The following is a 12,424-nucleotide window of genomic DNA, read 5'->3' as shown; positions in this document are numbered from 1 at the left end:
AGCTTCGAAGGCGCCAAGGAGACCGGTGAGCCACCCTCAGCCTCCGTTCGGGCCGCACGACCCGAACCAGCAGCCCCCGGAACCGCCGACCCAGCCGTTCCCCACCGCGCCGATGCCGCCGGTGCCGGACAGCCCGTACGCGCCCCCGCCCGCGCCGGACAGCCCGTGGGCACAACAGCCGCCGGTCTCCGGAGCACCGCAGCCGCCCGTCTCCGGGGCACCACAGCCGCCGATGTCGGGGGCACCGTACCCGCCGCCGGCCGCCCCGCAGCCGCCGACCACGCCGTTCCCGCCGGTCGCCGGCACGCCGCAACCGCCGTACCCGCCGACCTCCGGGACGCCCTACCCGCCGCAGCCGCCGGGCTCCGGGACGCCGTACCCGCCGGGTGGGGCCTACCCGGCGGGTGGGGCGTACCCGCCGGCGCCCGGCCAGCCGTTCGGCGCGCCGCCGGCCAAGAAGTCCAACAAGAACGTCTGGATCATCGTCGGCATCATCGCGGCGGTCCTGTTGCTGCTCTGCTGCGGCGGCGGCATCTTCGCGATCTACAGCGGCGCCAAGAAGGCCCAGGACGCGGTCGAGAGCCTGCCCACCCCGGCGGTGTCCTACGACGCGCCCACGCGTGGGTCGGAGCCGACGCCGGAGGCCGGGCAGACCGACGGCGAGACGTTCAACATGAAGCCGGGCGACACACTGATCATCAACGACGACGACGGCACGGTCGAGATCACTGTCAGCAACTTCCGGACCAAGGACAAGGCCTGCCAGGCGTACATGCCGGGGCCGAAGAACGGCATGTACCTGATCGCCGACGTGACCGCCGAGGTCACCAAGGGCACCGGCTCGATCAACCCGTTCTACTTCAAGTGGATCGGCGCCGACGGCAGCGAGGCGAACGGCGTGGCGGGGGCGCTCTCCGGGTGCGGCAAGCTGCTCGGCTCGGGCAACGACCTGGCGAGCGGCAGCAAGCGCACCGGCCAGCTCGTCTTCGACGTCAAGGACAAGAACGGCACCCTGGAGTACGAGCACCGGCTGGAGACGGCCGGCTCCTGGAAGCCCTAAGCCGCGACGCCCCGCACGGGGGCCGGTCCCATCCTGGGACCGGCCCCCGTCGCCGTCCCCCCGCGGCACGTCCAGCCGGGCGGGAGCCAGCCCGCTGAGCACGACCGCCGCCTCGTCGGCAATCCGGCGCACCAGGGCCCGGACCAGCGCCGGTGCCGTCGATCGCGGTCACGCCGGCACCCCGGTCAGCTCGTCCACGCACCGCAGGGCCCGCGCCGTGGCCGCCGGCGTCGCCGGCAGCAGCGGCGGGCGGACCGCCGGCGTCGGGATGCGTCCTCGGGCGTGCAGTACCGCCTTGATCACCGACGGGTTGGGTTCGGCGAAGAGCGCCGCCGAGAGGGTGGCGAGCCGGTGGCCGAGCGGCCGGGCGCGGGCGACGTCCCCGGCCTGCCAGGCCGCGATCAGCGCGGCGTAGTCGGCGGTGGCGACGTGCGCCGAGGCGAGGATGCCGCCGTGTCCGCCGAGGGCGAGCAACGGCGAGATGTACGCGTCCTCGCCGCCGAGCACCGCGCAGCCCGGCGGTACGTCGGCGAGGAAGGCGACGGTGTCCGCGTCGATGCCGCCGACCGCATGCTTGATCCCCACCACCCCGGGCAGTCCGGCCAGCCGGTGCAGCACGCCGGCGGAGAGCTGCTGCCCGGTGCGGTACGGGACGTGGTAGACGACCAGCGGCAGCGGGGACGCCTCGGCCAGCCGGGCGAGGTGGGCGAGCACGGCCTCCTCGCCGGGCCGCAGGAACGGTGGCACCAGGCAGAGCGCCGCCGTGACCTCGGGCCGTTCGGCGAGCGCCCGCAGCGCGTCGATGGTGTGCGCGCCGACGAGGAGGCCGGCCGGGCGCTCCCGGCAGACCGCGGCGACGGCGTCGACCACGCGACGCCGTTCGGCGTCATCGAGCGCGTGCGGCTCGCCGGTGGTGCCCAGGGCGACGAGGCCGGCGGCCCCGGCTGCCAGCACCTCGTGGGCGAGGGCGGTCAGCACGTCGACGGCGACGGCGCCTCGCTCGTCGAACGGCGTGATCAGCGGTACGTACAGTCCCGTCGGTCTCATGCCTCCAGCGTGCGACCGTGGACAGTGAAGAACCAGTTCCGGTTACTCAACGGATACGTAAGCTGAGCTTATGCTCGACGTCCGCCGCCTGCGCCTGCTGCGTGACCTGGCCCGGCTCGGCACGATCGCCGCCGTCGCGGAGGCGCACACCTACACGCCGTCGGCCGTCTCCCAGCAGCTCGCCACGCTGCAACGGGAGACCGGCGTCCAGCTGCTGGAACGCGCCGGCCGCCGGGTCAACCTCACCCCGACCGGCGAGGCGCTGGTCCGGCACACCGAGGTTGTCCTCGCCGCTCTCGAGGCGGCCGACGCCACCCTCGCTGCCGCCCGCGGCGGGCTCTCCGGCACGGTACGCATCGGCGCGTATCCGAGCGCCGTGCGTACTCTGCTGCTGCCGGCCCTGGTCGCGCTGGCCCGCGACCATCCCGCGCTCGACCTGATGGTCACCGAGCTGGACCCGGTCGCCGTGCCCGACGCGCTGCGCGACCGCCGCCTCGACGTGGCCCTCCTGCACGACTACGACATCGTGCCGGTCGAGCCGGACCCGGCGCTGGATTCGGCGCCGCTCCTCGACGAGCTGGTGTTCCTCGCCCTACCGGCCGAAATGGACCGCGACCCGGACGGCGACCCGATGCACTCGGTGCGCGACGCGGAGTGGATCGTGGGTAGCCAGGGAACGCTGTGCCACTCGCTTGCCCTGCACGCCTGCGAGCTGGCCGGCTTCCACCCGACCGTGCGCCACCACGCCGACGACTTCGCCGCCATGCTCGCCCTGGTGGCCGCCGGCCAGGGCGTCGGGCTGGTGCCCCAGCTCGCCGTCGGGCAACCGCCCGCCGGGGTCCGCCTCGTACCCCTCGCCATCAAACGACGCACCCGGGTCGCGTACCGGAGGGGCGCGGGCGGCCACCCCGCGGTGGCTGCCTGCGTCGCGGCACTGCGGGCCGTCAGGCACACGTGACGAACAGGCGGCCGGCGGGGCAGTGGGTGCGTCCGATTCGAGCATGATTGCCGAATGGCTTCCCCCGCTCGTCTCGCGCTGGTCGGAGATCACCTGCTCGATGCCGCGGGACAGGCTCCGGTCGCCCGCGCCATCGCCGGGCTCGGGCCGGACGTCGAGGCAACCTGGATCCCGACCACCAGGGTCGACGAGTCCCTGGCGGGCTTCGACGGGGTGTGGCTGACTGGCAGTCCCTACCAGAGCGAGACCGGGATCACGGCCGCCGCCGGCATCGCCCGCCGGGCCGGCATCCCCCTGCTGGGCACCTGCGGCGGGATGCAGTTGGCGGTCACCGAGTTCGCCACCGACGTGGCCGGCCTGGCGGAGGAGGACGTGCTGGTTCCGCTGTCGTGTTCCGTCGGCGGCGACGAATGCGTGGTCAGCGCGACCAAAGGCTCTCTATTCGCACGGGCGCTGGGAGCGGAACGGACCAGGGAGCGGTACCACTGCTCGTACGGGCGTTCCTGGCGGCGTTCTCCGCCTGGATCGCCGATCATCTGTCGGCCCACCGGCCGTTCCTCGCCGAAGTGGACGATGAGGCGGTGGGTATGGCCTGGCTGATGGTGGCCGACCGGGTACCCACTCCGGCGCGGCGACATCGGCGCAGCGGCGATGTCCAGTCGGTGTACGTGGTGCCTGAGCTGCGCGACAGCGGGATCGGTGCGGCGCTGCTGGAGGCCGTGCTGGCCGAGGCGGGCGGGTTGGCGCTGGAGCACGTGACCGTCCACGCGAGTGACCGGGCGGTGCGCTTCTACGAGCGCCTGGGCTTCCAGCACGACGAACGCCTGCTCGGCTGGAAGCCGTCGTAGATCGGCTCGGCCTGCCGATCGTTCCTCCCGCTGCCCGACCGGCACTCCCACGGTCGGTCAGCTCATCTGGCAATCCGGATATCACCCGGCGCCGAAGCGCCGACACAGGTGGTGTCCGATTAGCCTCTGGCAATAATTGAGGCCGCAAGCACACTGAGAGGGGTGACCTACCAGCCCCCGCAGGACCCCTGGCAACCGGTGCCGCCTCCCCCGCCGCCGCCTCCCTCACCGTGGCAGCCGACCGCCCAGTTCGGACCGGTTCCGCCGCGCCCGACGGCGCAGACCTCGGCTGCCGGCCGGCACGAGGTGCACGGCTGGGCAACGGTTCCGGTTGGCGTCAACGGCGCTCCTGGCAACGGTCCGAAGCGACGCGTCACCCGTGGGCAGAAGATCGCCGGTGGCGTCCTGGGACTGGTCCTGCTCTGCTGCTGCGGTGGCGGCCTCGCCGCCGTCGGCAGCTCCGGTGACGACAAGCCGGCCGCCAAGGAGTCGGCAGCAGCGGCGCGAGCGCTGGCCGAGCCCGCCGTCTCCCAGCCGGAAAGCCCCCTGCCCTCGACCGAGTCGCCGAGCGTGGCGCCCACGACCGGATCGCCGAGTCCCACGGCCACGACCAGCCGGCCGAGCCCGGCGCCGAAACCGACGCGGAGCAGCCCCAAGCCGACGCCGAAGCGCACCACCAGCGCCCCGCGCACCACCAAGCCGACGACGTCATCAACCCAGAAGGGCGTCCATCCCGGCGCTTTCTGCAAGCCAGCCGGCGCATACGGGTATACCAGCACCGGAAAACTGATGCAGTGCAAGACGTCGGCCACGGACAGCCGGCTGCGCTGGCGTGCCGCCTGAGCTGTGCAGAGTCCGGTTTCGTTTACGGAGGCCGTTCCCGTTAGGGGACGGCCTCTTTCGTCATTCAGACCGGGTCACCGATCGCCAGGCCGCGAACAACCAGGCCGGATCGTCGCCCGCCACGTCGGTCAGCACCGTCTCCAGACAGGCATGGTCGGTGAAGGTGTAGCCGTGGAGCGTGAACTCCGCATCGCGCCCGGCCTGAGTCAGGCCCACCGCGACGCGCAGCCGGCTGGCCGGCATGCCGCTCCGGTCGGAGCGCGAACGCAGATGCTGTCCGATCGGCCGCTGCCGATTGTTTCGTCCGCAAGCACACTGAGTCGGTGACGCACCAACCCCCGCAGGACCCCGGGTACCGGCAACTGCCGCCGCCCCCGCCCTACCAGGCGCCAACCGCCCAGTTCGAGGCAATCCCGCCTGACCCGACGGCGCAGCATCCGGCTGCTGGCGGGAACGAGCAGCAGGGCTGGCTAGCGGCCCCAGGTCCGACCGAGGCCGTTCCTGACAACGGGCCGAAGCGACGCGTCACCTCCGGGCAGAAGGTCGCCTTGGGCTTCCTCGGGCTGGCCCTGCTGTGCTGCTGCGGTGGCGGCCTGGCCACCATCGGCAGTCCCGGCGACGACAAGCCAGCCACGAAGCCGTCCGCTTCGGCCGAGCAGGCCATGGTTGACCCTGCTGTGTCCGACTCGCTGAGCGCCGCGCCCACGACCGAGTCGCCGAGCCCGACGGCCACCACCAGGTCGCCGAGCCCCAGGGCTACGACCAGCAAGCCCAGCCCGACGCCGAAGCCGACGCGGAGCAGCCCCAAACCGGCGCCGACGCCGACCCCCAGCACGTCCCGCACGACCAAGCCGACGACGCCACCAATTCAAGTCGGCGTCCGTTCCGGCGCGTTCTGCAGTCCCGAGGGCGCTTACGGGCTCACCGACAAGGGCAGGCTGATGCGGTGCCAGAGGTCGGCCAAGGACGGCCGGCTGCGCTGGAGCGCCGCTTGAGTTCATAGCAGCGGAATTCCTCCGCGGCGGCCGCCCCCGTCCGGGCGGCCCAATCCCACCGCCATCCCACCGCCGTACCCGTCAGCGGCCTCACCCTGCACCGCCAACTCTGCGCGGCCTAGCCGGCCGGCAGCTCACCGACCCCGCCCGCAATCGCCCGGCATTGCAGCCAGGGATAGCGGGCATCCGCGACCGGGACCGCGAAGATTGCCGGACACCGGTAGCGTGCGCATCGTGCGCGAGGAGACGGGCGGGCAGCAGGTGTCTGGGTCGGCCGGCCAGCCGCCCGGCACGGGCGACGCGCCCGTGATCGACCTGGACGCGCCGTCCAGGCAGGCGCAGCCTCCGCTTTCCCGCCAGGACCGGCTACGGCACCCCTGGCACAGCTTCCGATCGGCGCATGTCCCGCTGCCACTGGTCCTGGCGCTGCTTGCCGGCGCGGGAGCCGTGGCTGGCGTCGGCACCTACCAGTGGCAGGCGCGGCAACAACGCCTGGCGGATGAGTCGGCTGCCGCGGTGCTGGTGCTCGGGAAGAACGAGGTGGCGGGCGGCGAGCGCGAGGGTTCTCAGGTCCGGGCGGAATCATCGGTGATCGTGGTGAACCACGGCCCCTTGCCGGTGGAGGTCACCGACATTCGCGCGTCGAAGGGCGACCTCGGCCTCTCCTCGGTCAGACCCGATGTGGTGCGGCCAGGGGCACAATCCTTCAGCGTGCGGCTGACGCTAAATTGCACGGCCAGAGTGCCGAACGAACCGGTCCCGGTCGTGATATCGGTCCGCACCGAGGACGGAACGACCCGTCAGGTCACCTCCAGAATGGCAGCCACGCCCTGGCAGTTCGCATTCAATGGAATGTGCGAACAACTCCCGCGTTGAGTCGCATGACGATCACCTGTCGAGGTCAGAGTTGCCGCCCATGACGACCGACCAGCTGAAGGACCACGTCGCGAAGCTGGGCTACCGCCGGTTCGACCTGCTCGGCGAGGGCATGGAAGGGGTCGTTTTCGCCCTCGGCGACGGGCACGTCGGCAAGCTGTGGTTCCGCCGACAGCCGGCCGAGTTGCTGGTCATCAAAGACTTCTACGAGCACCTCGGGTCGCAGGGCCTCCCCTTCGCCGTACCCCGGATGGTCGACGTGGACGAGCTGCACGGCCGCGGGGTGACCATCGAGCGGGAGCTGGCCGGCCGCAACCTGAGGGAGGCCGTGGGGGCGGGTGCCGTCTCGGTCGACACAGCGGCCACCTGCATGCTGGCGGTGGTCACGGCGCTAGCGGAGACGACGGGCAGCGAGAAGGCCCGCCGGCTGACCGTACTCGACGAGCCCGCGTCGATGTGGCACGGCCACGACACCTGGGCCGCTGCGCTACGCGCCCTCGTGGACCGACGGGTCGCCAATTCCCACCCCTACCTGCGGGACGCCGTCGACCGGTTCGACGAGAAGGTCGCCCGCGTCCGCCACCTGATCGACGGCCTCCGTCCGTCCCGCACCATCACCATCCACGGCGATCTGGTACCGGCAAACGTCCTGGTCACGCCGGCCGGCGAGCCGGCGGCCCTGCTCGACTGGGGCTTCCTGTCCACCGAGGCGGACCCGGCCTTCGAGGCGAGCATCGCCGCGGGCGTCTTCGACATGTACGGGCCGGCCGCCCGCAGCCTGGACGACGAATGGGTCGAGACCCTGTGCCGGCTGTTCGGCCACACCCCTCACGAGCTGCTCGTCTATCGCGCGATCTACGCGCTGCTGACCAGCAACTCCTACGACGCGGAGGGAAAGGACGGGCATTTCGCCTGGTGCGCGGCGGCGCTCAACCGGCCGGACATCACCGAGGCGCTGTGGTCCGACTGGTCACCGTAGAGGGTTCTGCCTCAAGCCGGAAGTAGAGGTAATCGGAATTGTCCGGGCCGCCGGCTCGGCGCTGCCCATCAGGCTTCCAGCCATGCTTCGCATAAAAGGCCCGGGCCCGCGTGTTGCGCTCCCAGACTTCGAGCAAGCCAGTGCGAAGAGATGCGTCCGCCAGAAAAATCACGAAGGCAGAGTGCAAGGCGCTCCCGATGCCACTGCGCCACCTGTTGGGGACCACGTGGATCTGGTAGAGCTGGCCCACTGCCCGCGCGTCCACGTCGGATGACAGCGGAGGGCCCATGGCAGCGGTACCCACGACCTGATCGTCAGTGACCGCGCACAGCACCCGCTTCTCCGACGACTGCAGCGATGTGGTCCACCCCGACCGCTGCTGCTGCTCGACGGCCGGATCCCTGATGACGTCGAGCGCGATGCCTCCGGCACCGTAGTAGGCGGCGCGGGCCTGGCTGTGCACAGCTACGACGACGTCGAGATCCGCGAGCGTGGCCTCACGCACCAAGAGTGAGCCGTTCATGCTGGCCAGCCCTTCTGGAGTTGCAGCCCTGGTGCCGATCAACAGCAGCGCTGCCCAACCGGCGACGTCAATCGCGACCACCTGACCCGGATGATGCTTCCAGACCCCGGCCGCTCTCGGCCATCCCCGCCACGATGACGGCACCCGTGCAGACGCCGATTCCGGCCGGGCGCCACGAGCGCGGCGACGCCCGGCCGCCTTTGGGGTAGCGGTCAGTGGGCGTGGTGGTAGTGGTGCACCACGGCGTGGCCCTTGCCCCGCGAGATCAACCACCGGTTGATCGGGGTGGTGAGCAGGAACGCGACCAGCAGTGACGCGGCCAGCGCGGTCCAGAACAGCAGGCTGGTCAGGCCGGCATCCATGGCGCCGGGCACGGCCACCATGAACGCGTTGTCCAGCAACTCCATCACGGCGATGGAGATCGTGTCGGCGGCCAGGGCGACCTTCAGCGCGGTACGAACGCCGACCCCGGCGCGCAGCACCCCACGCATGGTCAGCCCGTAACCGAACACGAAAGCCAAGGCGATCGACAGCACCACGGTGGCGGCGTTGTGCAGTCCCAGGCTGGTGCCGATGACCATGCCGAGCACCTCACCGATCGCGCAGCCGGTGAGGCAGTGCAGCGTCGCCGCCGCCGCCATCGCCCACGTCGCAGTCGTCTTCTCGCGCTGGCCGTGGTGAGCGTGTGGGTGGCCCGCTGTCACCGCGGGGCTCACGCCCGCCGGGTCGTGCTGCTGGTGATTGTGAAGATCCATGTCCGCACCTCCCTGAGTCGACCTCACCATACCCCTAGGGGGTATGGGCATCAAGGTGTGCGCCGCCACTCGGCCTGACTGCTGTCGTCAGACGAGGCGCCGCAGCCGCACCTTGGGTCGCTCGTTCCGCAGATGCTGATGCTTGTGCTGGCGTACCTGCTCGTCCCAGACCTCCTGTTCGTAGTCCGGGTCCGGCGGGATCCACCGGTGCGAGCCGTCGCTGTAGTGAAACTTCTCGTCCCCGGCCCGCAGGATGCTCACCGCAGCCAACCGAGGAACCGGCGGTGGAGCGCGCCAGCCGGCACCCAGTGCAGATCCGCGGAGGCGCGCACCAACTGCGCCCCCAGATACAGCGCCAGTGACACCGGCGCGTCCGCGTACTCCGCCCTCAGCTCCCGCCGCCGCGTCCCGCACGGCCACGGCCCGCCGCAGCCGCCGCAGATCCAGATCGGCAACACCGGCCCGTGTGTGGTCACCGCCCATCGCCCAGGAAGCGCGCGGTCCGCGTCCGGGCCTGCCGGCTCGTCGCCCACTCCACCTGCCAGCACGGGTACGGCAGCAGCAGCGCCCACCACACCCGGCACCCTGTGCACATCCCGTCCGGCCCACGCCGATGTACGCCGAGGATGCGCTGCTCCTGGCTCACTCGTCCGCTCCTGTCGACTCGACCGGCTCGCTCGGCCAGTGGTCGCGCCGGATCGGGATGCGGTGGCGGGCACGGCAGGGCAGGTCGGCGCCACACCGGCAGACCCGCCGCCAGCGCCGCCAGCACCAGACCGGCCGGTGCCGCCGAGCGAAAGTGAGCGCGACCGCCAGGAGGTACTCCGCATACGAGACGCGCTTCATCGGCCCACCGGTGCTGACTGAGTCGAGAGCCCGCCGCGCTTGCCGCACTGCTTCCTCCTCGTGCCACAGCTGTCCGGAGGCGTGGATGCCCGATCAAGGGGATGCGTCGAACATCCACGCCGGCGAGGACGACCCAACAGCGCCAACCGAGGGAATCGACCTCCTCGGCAACCTCCCATAGGTACCGTTGGGTAGTCAAGGGCTGGCATAGGTGGTCTACTCGTGTTGCCAACCGAGGGGAACCCAGTGCCACCGCGTTACCGCTACGAGCAGATCGCCGATGACCTCGCCGGACGCATCGCGTCAGGGGAGTTCCCGCCCGGTTCCAAGCTGCCCAGCCGGCGAGAACTGATCGAGCATTACGGGGTCACCGAGCCGGTGATCGACCGAGCCATGCAGGTCCTACGGATCAAGGGGATGACCGAAACCCTGCCAGGTGTGGGCGTCTTCGTCGCCGAGTAGCTCACCATCCCGCATCACGGGAGGGGAGCACCTACCCTCGTCCAATCTAGCTACCCAGAGCTTGGATGGTCCAGTGGCGGAACGGATGGGTGCCAGGTTCGTCCGCAACGCCCTCGACTTGTACGCCCAGCTCTCCATGTGAGCCGGAGCAGGTCCCCTGCAACCAAATCCTGCGCAAGATTGGAAAAGGCCGTCTCCCACTACGGGAAACGGCCTTTGATCTGGGGTGGAGCTGAGGGGATTTGAACCCCTGACCCCCTCGATGCGAACGAGGTGCGCTACCGGTCTGCGCCACAGCCCCTCCGCTGGCGTACCAGCGTCGGTCCCACCCGGCTTGCACCGGGCGGGCCGGCGACAAGGCTAACAGGTCACCGGCCCCCGGTGCGAATCGCCCCACGGGACGAGGAGATCTTGGCAGGAAGAGGCCCTCAGAGGGGCCGAAACCTACCAAGATCTCCATGCCGGCCGCGACCGGCGAGCTAGGCCGGGGCGTATGCCAGGTTCAGCACTCCGCTCTTGAACGTCTCCTGGCTCAGCAGCCGCAACGGGTACGTCGGCGTCTCCTCGAACAGCCGCTGCCCGCGTCCCACGGCGATCGGGTGGACCAGCAGCCGCAACTCGTCCAGCAGCCCGTTGGCCAGCAGCCATCGGACGGTGGTGGGGCTGCCCGACATGGCGATCTCCCCGTCGGTCTGCTCCTTGACCTCCCGCAGCCGGGCGGCGACCTGCGACGAGTCGCCCGACAGCAGGGTCGAGTTCTGCCAGGTCGCCTCGGTGAGGGTGTTGGACAGCACGTACTTCGGCACCGAGTTGATGAAGTTCGCGAAGTCGGCGTCGAAGCCGTCGCCGGAGTGGTTCGGCCAGTATTCCGCCCACTCCTGGTACTGCCGGCGCCCCATCAGGAACGCCCTCGCCTGATCCACCCCACGGCTGACGGCGGCACCCATGTCGTCGTCGAAGTAGGGGAAGTGCCACTGGTCGGGCCGCTCCACGACGCCGTCCAGCGAGATGAAGAAGTTCGACACGATCTTGGCCATGATGGGCGCTCCTGTGCGTCGGTGGCAGCCGGCCCTGTGCCGGCCTTCACCATCCCGTCGGACGACCCCCGCCGGATTCGACAACCCGGTCCAAGATTTTCCGCTCCAGGTCGGGGAAGTTGCGGTGTCCCGGCCACCCGGATACCGCAACGTCCCCGAAGTGGGGCAAACATCGCCCCCGAAGTGGGGCCGACCATCGCCCCCGAGGTGGGGGCCGAAGGGGATCAGGCGCTGTGCGAGCCGCGGCCGGCCTCGTAGGCGCGGCCCCGGAGGCCGCCCGCCCGGCGGTAGGAGACCGAGCCGCCGCTGGCCGCCGGCGGCAGGTCCGTCGGTCGGTCCAGCCCCATCGCCGTACGCCGGACCGCCTCGCGCTGGGCGGCCAGGCGCCGCTGCGCCTCCCGGCGGGCCGCGGCGCGCCTCGCCTGCTCGCGGCGCACCTCGGCCTGGCGGGCGGCCAGCCAGGCCGCCTCCCGGGCCTCCCGGCGCCGCCGCCGCTGGTCGGCCAGGGCGAGCTTCCGCAGGTGTACGACGTACGTCACGAGCAGGGTGCCGGTCACCGAGAAGCTGATCCAGAACCCGGGGCCGACCGCCACCACGCCGATCAGCTCGACGAAGTTGAGCAGCAGCAGCGCGGCCAGCACCCGGCGCCGGCGGTAGATCGCCGGGGTGTGCCGGCGACGCTTCGGGGGGTGCCGCCGGCGGGACTTCGCCGGGGCGGGCGGCACCGACCGGAGCCGGCTCGACCGGCGCGGAGCGGGCGGCGCGGAGACCGGCTTGGTCAGACTCCCCGTGTCGGCATTCTCACTGAGTGTGACGACGAGGTGTCGGGGCGGGTGGATGGGCCGCCGCCCGGGCACGGTGCGCTGCCGCCGGCGGCGCTGGAGCACCCGCGCCGTCGACTGCGCCCGCTCCGCCACCAACCGCTCGGTGGCGTCGTACCGACGGACCAGCGCCGGCGCGAGGGCGAGCAGGCCGGCGGCGGCGAGGACGGCGAGGAGCACCGAGGTCGGCACCCTCACCCCTCCCGTCACCAGATTCGAGGCGAGCGCCACTCGACCGCACCTTGTTCCGCCGTACGTCGTTCACGACGCAGATCGTGCGAGGCCCGCCGCGCTTGCCCACAGCTTGCAGTTACTTGAGGTTACGGGCCGCCGACCGAGTTGACCGTGCGCCGCGCCGGGCGCGCCGGGTGGGA

General features: G+C 71.4%; 17 protein-coding genes and 1 tRNA gene. 7 read left to right on the top strand and 11 right to left on the bottom strand.

Annotated elements, in window-relative coordinates; all coding sequences use genetic code 11:
* Positions 1 to 25: 25 nt before the first annotated feature.
* Positions 26 to 1,060: a DUF4352 domain-containing protein gene (locus ABZ783_RS14045; protein WP_357437433.1), complete on the top strand. Its 1,035-nt coding sequence runs from the start codon at positions 26 to 28 to the stop codon at positions 1,058 to 1,060.
* A 168-nt stretch (positions 1,061 to 1,228) separates the two neighbouring features.
* Here ABZ783_RS14045 and ABZ783_RS14040 read toward each other — a convergent pair whose 3' ends face one another.
* Positions 1,229 to 2,107: a dihydrodipicolinate synthase family protein gene (locus ABZ783_RS14040; protein ID WP_357437430.1), complete on the bottom strand. Its 879-nt coding sequence runs from the start codon at positions 2,105 to 2,107 to the stop codon at positions 1,229 to 1,231.
* A gap of 70 nt (positions 2,108 to 2,177) precedes the next feature.
* On the opposite strand from ABZ783_RS14040, the gene ABZ783_RS14035 reads away from it, so the two are divergent.
* The 3 genes from ABZ783_RS14035 to ABZ783_RS14025 are packed head-to-tail and all read left to right on the top strand — an operon-like array spanning position 2,178 to position 3,913.
* Positions 2,178 to 3,065 carry a LysR family transcriptional regulator gene (locus tag ABZ783_RS14035; RefSeq protein WP_357437427.1) on the top strand — a complete coding sequence of 296 codons (888 nt, stop codon included), beginning with the start codon at positions 2,178 to 2,180 and terminating at the stop codon, positions 3,063 to 3,065.
* Between the two features lie 54 nt (positions 3,066 to 3,119).
* Positions 3,120 to 3,665 carry a hypothetical protein gene (locus tag ABZ783_RS14030; protein WP_357437424.1) on the top strand — a complete coding sequence of 182 codons (546 nt, stop codon included), beginning with the start codon at positions 3,120 to 3,122 and terminating at the stop codon, positions 3,663 to 3,665.
* Positions 3,632 to 3,913, top strand: a complete 282-nt coding sequence (locus tag ABZ783_RS14025; protein ID WP_357437421.1) for a GNAT family N-acetyltransferase — start codon at positions 3,632 to 3,634, stop codon at positions 3,911 to 3,913. Before ABZ783_RS14030 ends, ABZ783_RS14025 begins: the two co-directional genes overlap by 34 nt.
* 167 nt (positions 3,914 to 4,080) lie before the next feature.
* On the opposite strand, the gene ABZ783_RS14020 is transcribed toward ABZ783_RS14025, so the two are convergent.
* Both ABZ783_RS14020 and ABZ783_RS14015 read right to left on the bottom strand, forming a co-directional pair.
* Complete coding sequence (locus ABZ783_RS14020; protein WP_357437419.1) at positions 4,081 to 4,725, bottom strand: hypothetical protein; 645 nt, start codon at positions 4,723 to 4,725, stop codon at positions 4,081 to 4,083.
* Between the two features lie 91 nt (positions 4,726 to 4,816).
* Positions 4,817 to 4,999, bottom strand: a complete 183-nt coding sequence (locus ABZ783_RS14015) for a hypothetical protein (RefSeq protein ID WP_357437417.1) — start codon at positions 4,997 to 4,999, stop codon at positions 4,817 to 4,819.
* Between the two features lie 986 nt (positions 5,000 to 5,985).
* Here ABZ783_RS14015 and ABZ783_RS14010 point away from each other — a divergent pair.
* Complete coding sequence (locus ABZ783_RS14010; RefSeq protein WP_357437414.1) at positions 5,986 to 6,627, top strand: hypothetical protein; 642 nt, start codon at positions 5,986 to 5,988, stop codon at positions 6,625 to 6,627.
* 40 nt (positions 6,628 to 6,667) lie between these two features.
* Complete coding sequence (locus ABZ783_RS14005; protein WP_357437411.1) at positions 6,668 to 7,606, top strand: aminoglycoside phosphotransferase family protein; 939 nt, start codon at positions 6,668 to 6,670, stop codon at positions 7,604 to 7,606.
* Here the strand turns inward: ABZ783_RS14005 and ABZ783_RS14000 are convergent.
* From ABZ783_RS14000 to ABZ783_RS13980, 5 genes are all read right to left on the bottom strand, one after another.
* A complete protein-coding gene (locus ABZ783_RS14000; protein WP_357437408.1) occupies positions 7,572 to 8,210 on the bottom strand; it encodes a GNAT family N-acetyltransferase in 639 nt (212 codons plus the stop codon). The two genes, ABZ783_RS14005 and ABZ783_RS14000, sit on opposite strands and share 35 nt — an antisense overlap.
* A gap of 131 nt (positions 8,211 to 8,341) precedes the next feature.
* Positions 8,342 to 8,884: a DUF4396 domain-containing protein gene (locus ABZ783_RS13995; protein ID WP_357437405.1), complete on the bottom strand. Its 543-nt coding sequence runs from the start codon at positions 8,882 to 8,884 to the stop codon at positions 8,342 to 8,344.
* A gap of 87 nt (positions 8,885 to 8,971) precedes the next feature.
* Positions 8,972 to 9,145: a hypothetical protein gene (locus ABZ783_RS13990; protein ID WP_357437402.1), complete on the bottom strand. Its 174-nt coding sequence runs from the start codon at positions 9,143 to 9,145 to the stop codon at positions 8,972 to 8,974.
* Positions 9,142 to 9,360 carry a hypothetical protein gene (locus ABZ783_RS13985; protein ID WP_357437400.1) on the bottom strand — a complete coding sequence of 73 codons (219 nt, stop codon included), beginning with the start codon at positions 9,358 to 9,360 and terminating at the stop codon, positions 9,142 to 9,144. The genes ABZ783_RS13990 and ABZ783_RS13985 overlap by 4 nt, the downstream gene beginning before the upstream one ends.
* A complete protein-coding gene (locus ABZ783_RS13980; protein WP_357437398.1) occupies positions 9,357 to 9,797 on the bottom strand; it encodes a hypothetical protein in 441 nt (146 codons plus the stop codon). Before ABZ783_RS13980 ends, ABZ783_RS13985 begins: the two co-directional genes overlap by 4 nt.
* A gap of 179 nt (positions 9,798 to 9,976) precedes the next feature.
* Here ABZ783_RS13980 and ABZ783_RS13975 point away from each other — a divergent pair, with 179 nt between their 5' ends.
* Positions 9,977 to 10,192: a GntR family transcriptional regulator gene (locus ABZ783_RS13975; protein WP_357437396.1), complete on the top strand. Its 216-nt coding sequence runs from the start codon at positions 9,977 to 9,979 to the stop codon at positions 10,190 to 10,192.
* A 227-nt stretch (positions 10,193 to 10,419) separates the two neighbouring features.
* Here the strand turns inward: ABZ783_RS13975 and ABZ783_RS13970 are convergent.
* From ABZ783_RS13970 to ABZ783_RS13960, 3 genes are all read right to left on the bottom strand, one after another.
* Positions 10,420 to 10,493, bottom strand: a tRNA-Ala gene (locus ABZ783_RS13970).
* A 178-nt stretch (positions 10,494 to 10,671) separates the two neighbouring features.
* Entirely contained in the window at positions 10,672 to 11,229 is a 558-nt protein-coding gene (locus tag ABZ783_RS13965) for a dihydrofolate reductase family protein (RefSeq protein ID WP_357437392.1), read from the bottom strand.
* A 224-nt stretch (positions 11,230 to 11,453) separates the two neighbouring features.
* Positions 11,454 to 12,248, bottom strand: coding sequence for a hypothetical protein (locus tag ABZ783_RS13960; RefSeq protein ID WP_357437887.1), 795 nt, complete (start codon positions 12,246 to 12,248; stop codon positions 11,454 to 11,456).
* Positions 12,249 to 12,424 lie beyond the last annotated feature (176 nt).

This window comes from Micromonospora sp. NPDC047738 (genome assembly GCF_040642675.1).
Taxonomy (GTDB): Bacteria; Actinomycetota; Actinomycetes; order Mycobacteriales; family Micromonosporaceae; genus Micromonospora.
This window is presented reverse-complemented; position numbering and strand designations above follow the sequence as displayed.